General features: G+C 71.3%; 6 protein-coding genes. 1 reads left to right on the plus strand and 5 read right to left on the minus strand.

Annotated elements, in window-relative coordinates; all coding sequences use genetic code 11:
• Nucleotides 1-48: 48 nt before the first annotated feature.
• The 5 genes from GAS53_RS54215 to GAS53_RS54235 are packed head-to-tail and all read right to left on the minus strand — an operon-like array spanning nucleotide 49 to nucleotide 5017.
• Nucleotides 49-1311, minus strand: a complete 1263-nt coding sequence (locus tag GAS53_RS54215; protein ID WP_151485205.1) for an ABC transporter substrate-binding protein — start codon at nucleotides 1309-1311, stop codon at nucleotides 49-51.
• A complete protein-coding gene (locus GAS53_RS54220; protein WP_225859718.1) occupies nucleotides 1308-2363 on the minus strand; it encodes a branched-chain amino acid ABC transporter permease in 1056 nt (351 codons plus the stop codon). The genes GAS53_RS54215 and GAS53_RS54220 overlap by 4 nt, the downstream gene beginning before the upstream one ends.
• Nucleotides 2364-2421: 58 nt before the next feature.
• The gene (locus tag GAS53_RS54225) at nucleotides 2422-3312 is read right to left on the minus strand and encodes a branched-chain amino acid ABC transporter permease (RefSeq protein ID WP_151485207.1); all 891 of its coding nucleotides are present in this window, start codon (nucleotides 3310-3312) and stop codon (nucleotides 2422-2424) included.
• The gene (locus GAS53_RS54230) at nucleotides 3309-4202 is read right to left on the minus strand and encodes an ABC transporter ATP-binding protein (RefSeq protein ID WP_404829452.1); all 894 of its coding nucleotides are present in this window, start codon (nucleotides 4200-4202) and stop codon (nucleotides 3309-3311) included. Before GAS53_RS54230 ends, GAS53_RS54225 begins: the two co-directional genes overlap by 4 nt.
• Nucleotides 4203-4210: 8 nt before the next feature.
• Nucleotides 4211-5017 carry an ABC transporter ATP-binding protein gene (locus GAS53_RS54235; RefSeq protein ID WP_151485209.1) on the minus strand — a complete coding sequence of 269 codons (807 nt, stop codon included), beginning with the start codon at nucleotides 5015-5017 and terminating at the stop codon, nucleotides 4211-4213.
• Between the two features lie 213 nt (nucleotides 5018-5230).
• Between GAS53_RS54235 and GAS53_RS54240 the strand changes: the two genes are divergently transcribed.
• On the plus strand, nucleotides 5231-6433 hold the full coding sequence (locus tag GAS53_RS54240; RefSeq protein ID WP_151485208.1) for a PucR family transcriptional regulator: 1203 nt from the start codon (nucleotides 5231-5233) through the stop codon (nucleotides 6431-6433).
• Nucleotides 6434-6527: the final 94 nt, after the last annotated feature.

Genomic DNA, 6527 nt, shown 5'->3' on the forward strand with positions numbered 1-6527 from the left:
GGGGCCGGACGGTATACCGTCCGGCCCCGCCCCCACGCCCGAGGTGTCTCAGGCGCTCGGCGTGTACGCGGTCGCGACGTCCGAGGCCTCGGCGTCCCGGACCACCTTCATGCCCCCGGTCACGCTCTTGTCCGGCTGCAGGATGACGCTCTGCTTGGAGGACGGGGCGTTCGGGTCGGTGAAGTCCTGGGAGATGCCGAAGCCCGTGTCGAGGGAGTTGATCGTCAGGAGGGCCTTGTCGACGCCCTCGCGGGTGAGGTCCTTGCTCTCGCAGGCCTTCTTCAAGGCCTCTCCGAAGGTGTACACGGCCGTCCAGCCGGCGACCACGCCGTTGTCGAGGGCGTCCTTCGGGTAGGCCTTCTTGTAGTCGGCCACCAGCTTCTTGGCCCCCGGGGTGTCCGCGCCGATGGGCAGCGAGGGGTTGGCCACGTAGTAGTTCTTCATCAGGGCCGGGCCCGCCTGGGTGGCGAGCAGCTGCGGGGCGAAGGCCGAGTTGTTGCCGATGATCGGGACGTTGAAGCCACCGGCCGCGGCGACGCCGACGAGCGAGGCCGCCTGGCGCGGGCCCGCGCTGATCACGACGGCCTTGACGCCGGCCTTCTTCAGGGCGGCGACCTGCGCGGTCATGTCGTTGTCGGTCGGTTTGATCTTCTGTTCGACGACGGTGAGCCCGGCCTCTTTCGCGATGTGCTTCGAGCCGACCAGGGCGTTCTCTCCGTAGTCGCCCTCGAAGTAGACGTGCCCGATCTTGTCGCCCTTCTTGATGCCCTTCTCCTTCATCAGGAAGTCGACGGCGTTGATCGTCTCGATGTCGTACGTGGTGCCGATGACCCGGATGTACGGGCTGCCCAGCAGCGACGCCGACCACGCCTGCGGCAGGACCAGGCCCTTGTCCTGACCGTCGATGCGCTGCTTGACCGCGGCGACGAACGGCGAGCCGATGAACTGGGTGAAGCCGAGCACCTTCGGCTCCAGTTCCGTGTATCCGGCGACGGCCTTCTGCGGGTCGTAGCCGTGGTCGCGGACGGTGAGCGCGACCTTGTAGCCGCAGACGCCGCCGTCGGCGTTCAACTGCTTCACATACAGCTGCTGGGCCTGGGTGACGCTCTTGCCGAGGGTCGCGTAGACGCCGGTCATGTCGGTGAGGACGCCGAGCGTGATGGTCTTGCCGGAGATGCCGTCGCCGGTCTTGACGCCACCCGCGGCTCCCTTGTCCTCGTTGTCGTCCTTGGCCTTCGAACTGCACCCGGCCAGCACGAGCAGCGCGGCGAGCGCACCTGCGGCCACTTTGGCCGCATACGTCGTGGTCATCGTTCCTCCCCTGGATCGATCTTGACGCGACGCCGGGCGGCCACCCTGACCAGGCCGCCCGGCAGGAAGAGCACCACCGCGACCACGGCGGCGCCGTAGAGGTACCGGGATGCCTCGCCCGGTGCGATCCCGCCCGTACCCGGGGCGGAGACCAGGGGCAGCGCATCGCTGTAGCGGGTCAGCAGCTGCGGCAGCAGGGAGACGAACACGGCCCCGACCACCGCCCCGGAGACCGAGCCGAGCCCGCCGATGACGATCATGGCGAGGTATTCGAGCGACAGCGTGATGCCGAAGTAGTCGGGCACGGTGCGCTGGAAGATCAGCGCGAGCAGGACGCCCGCGAGTCCGGCGTACATCGAGGACAGGACAAAGACGGCGGCCCGGTAGCGGGCGACCGGTACGCCGATGACTCCCGCCGCGATCCGGTGGTCGCGGATCGCGTTCATGGCGCGTCCCGGGCGGCCCCGCAGCACTCCGCGGGCGAAGAGTCCGCAGCCGAGGAGCAGGACGAGTCCCGCGTACCAGAGCTTCTCCGCCGACCCGAACGGCACGGCGGCGACGACGAGTTCGGAGTCGTCGAAGGTGAGGCCGAAGAGACTCAGGGGCGGTACGTCGCGGCCGTTGGAACCGCCCGTCAGGTCGTGCGCGTTGAACATCACGTGCAGGCCGATGAAGACGAGCGCGAGCGTCGCGATGCCCAGATAGGCGCCGCTGAGCCGGCCCGAGATGGGGCTGAACAGGCCGCCCGCCAGGCCCGCGACGAGCACGGCGAGCACGGCCGCGAGCCAGGTCGGCAGGCCGAGGCCGGTCAGTCCGTCGCCGCCGTCCGCGGCGAAGACGCAGTAGCCGTAGGCGCCGACCGCGAGGAAGAAGGCGTGCCCCATGGAGAGCTGGCCCGTGGAGCCGGTGAGGAGGTTGATCCCGATCGCCCCGATCGCGGCGGCCATCGCGAACAGCCCGGCCTGGAGCCAGAAGCGGTCCAGGTAGAAGGGCAGGGCGAGCAGGAGGAGGGCGCCGGCGCCCCAGACGTACGGACGCACGTGGGTGGGCAGGGCCGGCCTGCGGCGGGCGGGCCGGGGCTTGTCGGCCGCCGCGTCACGCGTGAGGACCTCAGACACGGGCCAGCTCCTTCGTGCCGAACAGCCCGGCGGGCCGGATGAGCAGGATCGCGGTCATGACGAGATAGGGAGCCAGATCGCCCAGCCCTCGCCCCAGGAAGGTCAGATCACTCTGGTAGCCGGTGGCCAAGGACTCGGTGACCCCCACGAGCAGACCGCCGACGAGCGCGCCGGTCGTGGAGTCGAGGCCTCCGAGGATCGCGGCGGGGAAGGCCTTGAGGGCGGCGAGCGAGGTGGCTCGTTCCAGGCCGGGGGTGGGGAAGACGGTCAGGAACAGCGCGGCGACGGCAGCCAGTCCACCGGCCACGGCCCAGGCACCGAGCGACACCCGCCCGAGCCGTACGCCCATCAGCGCCGCCGTCTCCGGGCTCTCGGCGGCGGCCCGCATCGCGACACCCCAGGAGGTGTACCGGAACGCGAGCAGGAACGCGGTGATGAGCAGGGCCGCCGCGACGAAGGCGGCGATACGCGTGTGGGCCAGGGAGATGGGGCCCAGGGTGAGCACGGCGTCGCCCCACGGGTCACCGAGGGGCAGGACGTCCGTGCCGATGCGGCGGGTCAGTTCGGTGGTGAGCAGGATGTCGACGCCGATCGTGACGATGGCGAGGACGCTGTGGTCGGAACCCCGGTACCGGCGCATCACCAGGAACTCCACGGCCGCCCCGACCACCGCGGCCCCCGCGATCCCGACCAGCAGCGCGGGCCAGAAGCCGATGTCGTCGTGCAGGGTCGCGGTGACGTACCCGCCCGCCAACAGCAGCGACGCGTGGGCGAAGTTGACGACCTCGGTGGCCCGGAAGATGACCACGAAGCCGAGTGCGATGAGGGCGTAGACGGAGCCCATCGAGACGCCGTTGAGGAGGAGTTCGGCGAAGGTGCTCATGAGGCGGTCTCCTCTCCCCTGGATCGTTCGGGTCTCTCGGAGCTGTCTCGTCTTTCGGGCTCGTCTGGTCCCTCTGATCCCTCTGGGCGCTCCCCCAGGTAGGCGCGTACGACCGCCGGATCGTTCTGTACGTCGGCGGGGGCGCCGTCCGCGATCCGGCGCCCGAAGTCGAGTACGGTCACCGCGTCCGCGAGCCGCATCACCACCCCCATGTCGTGTTCCACCAGCACGATCGAGATGCCGAGGCTGTCGCGGACTCCCGCGATCACGGCGGAGGTTCGTCTCCGCTCGTCGGCGGTCATGCCCGCGACCGGCTCGTCCAGGAGCAGCAGGCGTGGCTCCATGCAGAGGGCGCGGGCGAGTTCGGCGAGCTTCTGCTGCCCGTACGGGAGGGAGCCGGCCGGGCGGTCGAGATGGGCCGAGATGCCGACGAACTCGGCGATCTCCCGGACGCGTTGGCGGTGGCGGCGCTCCTCGCGGGCGGCCGAGGGGAGCTTCAGGCCGGCGGAGAGGAAGCCGGTACGGGTCAGCCGGTGGCGCCCCAGCAGGAGGCTGTCCTCGACCGTGGCGAGCGGGGGCAGGGCGAGGTTCTGGAAGATGCGGGCGACGCCCAGATCGGCGATGCGGTGCGGAGGCATGCCGGTCAGTTCGTGCTCGCCGAAGCGGACACTGCCGCCGGTGGCGCGGTAGACGCCTGACAGGACGTTGAAACAGGTGGACTTTCCGGCGCCGTTGGGGCCGATGAGGGCGTGGACGGTGCCGGGGCGCACGGTGAAGTTGACGGCGTCCAGGGCGGTGAGGCCGGCGAAGCGGACGGTCAACTCCCTGACGTGGAGCGGCGGGACGTCAGGGGTCGGCATGGCGTCGCTCGGCGTGGCGGGGTTCGTCATGGTGATGCTCACCCCTTCCAACGGGTCAGTGCCGGGTGCGTGGCGCGGGCCCGCTCGGCGTCGGCCGCGGCGTCCTCGTCGACGACGCCCAGGTAGCGGCGGCGCACCTCGTCGGAGGCGGCCAGTTCGTCCGCCGGGCCCGACAGCGTGACTTCGCCGACTTCGAGGACGTACGCGGTCGAGGCGAGCCGCAGGGCGAGGGCGGCGTTCTGTTCGACGAGGAGGATCGAGGTGCCCTGGGAGTTGATCTCCCGTACGGTGTCGGCGATCCGCTCGGCCATCAGCGGCGCGAGTCCGAGGGACGGCTCGTCGAGGAGCAGCATCCTCGGGGTGGCCATCAGGGCGCGGCCGACCGCGAGCATCTGCTGTTCTCCGCCGGACAGGAGGCCGGCGCGCTGCTGGGCGCGCTCGGCGAGGACGGGGAACAGTTCGTGGACGCGGCGCAGGGCGGCGGCCCGGTCGGCGCGGCCACCGGTGGCGCCGAGTGCTCCGGCGCGCAGGTTGTCGGCGACGGTCATCCGGGCGAACACCCGCCGCCCTTCCGGGATCTGGGAGATCCCGGCGGCGACCACACGGTCCGGCGAGAGACCGTCGAGGCGGCGGCCGTTCAGACTCACCGTGCCGCCGGTGACCGCGCCGCCGTGGAAGGACAGGGTCCGGCAGACCGCCCGCAGCAGCGTCGACTTGCCGGCGCCGTTGCCGCCGAGCACGGTCACCACGGCTCCCTCCGGCACCTCCAGGGACACCTGGCGCAGTGCGCGTACGGGGCCGTATCCGACCGACAGGTCTCGTACGACCAGCCCCGAACCACCCATGGCATTCCCCCTGTCATCGCGCTGTCGTCGCCCTGAGAGGGCGGTGTTCTCGCCCGGTGTGGCGCTCACCACAGCACCGGCGAGGGCGTCCGTCCACGGGGCGCGGGCGAAACGCTGCGGGTGACCAGCGGGCACGGCCGCGCATTGTGCGCGCGCACAACACCGCGTGTCAGGGGCCTGTGCGGGGCGGCTCGACGGTGGCATCCTCCGGCCATGGGAGCCCGCAGAAGGCGTACCGGTCATGACTGGAAGCTGCTCGCCGAGTCCTGCACGGCGTTGTTGGAGCGGCTGCCGGAACTCGTCGACGAGCACATGCGGCAGCTTGCCGAGTACTCGCCCGTCTATGGGGAGTTCCTGCCGTACGACCAGCAGTGGCGGGAGGCGGAGGAGGCGATGCGGATCGGGATCGAGACGATCTCCGCGCCCCGGGACTCGCCTCGCCGTGATCTGGAGTACGCGGAGGAGGCGGGGCGGCGGCGGGCCCAGCAGGGGTTGCCGTTGGAGCTGCTGGTGCACGCGTATCGCGCCGCGGGGTATCTGGTGTGGGACGCGTTGATGGAGGGGGCTGCCGGGCAGGACCCTGAACGGCTCGCGGTGCTCATGCGGTCGGCGACCATGGTGTGGTCCGCCGTGGACGCGCAGGCCGCCTCGGCCACCGAGGCGTACCGGGCGACCGAGATGGAGCTCCGGCGGCGTACCGACGAACGGCTTCAGGCGCTGCTCGACGCGCTCCTCGAGGGGCAGGAGGCGCCCGGGCTGGCGGCCCGGGCCGCCGCCGGGCTCGATCTTCCGGAGGGTGGACCGTACGCGGTGGTGGTACTGCGGTCCGAACGGCGGGAGTCGTATCGGCGGCCCGTCGAGGGGGACGGGATTCGGTTCATCTGGCGGATGCGGGCGGACTGTGAGGTCGGGGTGGTGGCTCTTGCGGACGGGCAGGGGCTTGACGGGGTCGCCCGGGCTCTGGACGGCCGCTGTTCCGGGCCCGGCGGGATCAGCCCCGTCGTCTCCGGCCTCGCCGAGCTCGGGCGGGCCCGGCGGCTTGCCGAGCTGGCCCTCCGCACGTGTCCGCCCGACGCGACCGCCGTCGTGCGGCTCGACCAGCGGATGCCGACGGCGCTGGTGGTCAGCCAGCCCGAGCTCGCCGGGCGGCTCGTGTCGGATGTCTTCGGGTCCCTGCTGGAACTCGAACCCGCCGACCGGGCCGTGTTGCTCGAGACCCTCGACGTCTGGCTCTCCTGCGAGGGTTCCGCCGGGCGGGCGGCCGGGCGGCTGTACTGCCACCGGAACACCGTGTTCAACCGTCTGCGGCGGTTGGAACAGCTGACGTCTCGGTCGTTGGCCCGGCCTCGGGACTTGATCGAGATGACGTTGGCGTTGGATGCGTATCGGTTGTCGGGGGTGCGGGCGGTGGGGTGAGGGGTGTTTTCGCCCCCGCCGCCCCTACCCGTCCCATCCCTGGGGGCTGCGCCCCCAGACCCCCGCTATCGGCCTAGCGGCCTCGTCCTCAAAC

The sequence above is a fragment of the Streptomyces albicerus genome, from assembly GCF_008905045.1.
Lineage (GTDB): Bacteria > Actinomycetota > Actinomycetes > Streptomycetales > Streptomycetaceae > Streptomyces > Streptomyces albicerus.

Excerpts from the sequence above, each read along its gene's own strand:
- GAS53_RS54225 (WP_151485207.1), bottom strand. The coding sequence starts at position 3,312 with ATGAGCACCTTCGCCGAACTCCTCCTCAACGGCGTCTCGATGGGCTCC.
- GAS53_RS54215 (WP_151485205.1), bottom strand. The coding sequence starts at position 1,311 with ATGACCACGACGTATGCGGCCAAAGTGGCCGCAGGTGCGCTCGCCGCG.
- GAS53_RS54235 (WP_151485209.1), bottom strand. The coding sequence starts at position 5,017 with ATGGGTGGTTCGGGGCTGGTCGTACGAGACCTGTCGGTCGGATACGGC.
- GAS53_RS54240 (WP_151485208.1), top strand. The coding sequence starts at position 5,231 with ATGGGAGCCCGCAGAAGGCGTACCGGTCATGACTGGAAGCTGCTCGCC.
- GAS53_RS54230 (WP_404829452.1), bottom strand. The coding sequence starts at position 4,202 with ATGACGAACCCCGCCACGCCGAGCGACGCCATGCCGACCCCTGACGTC.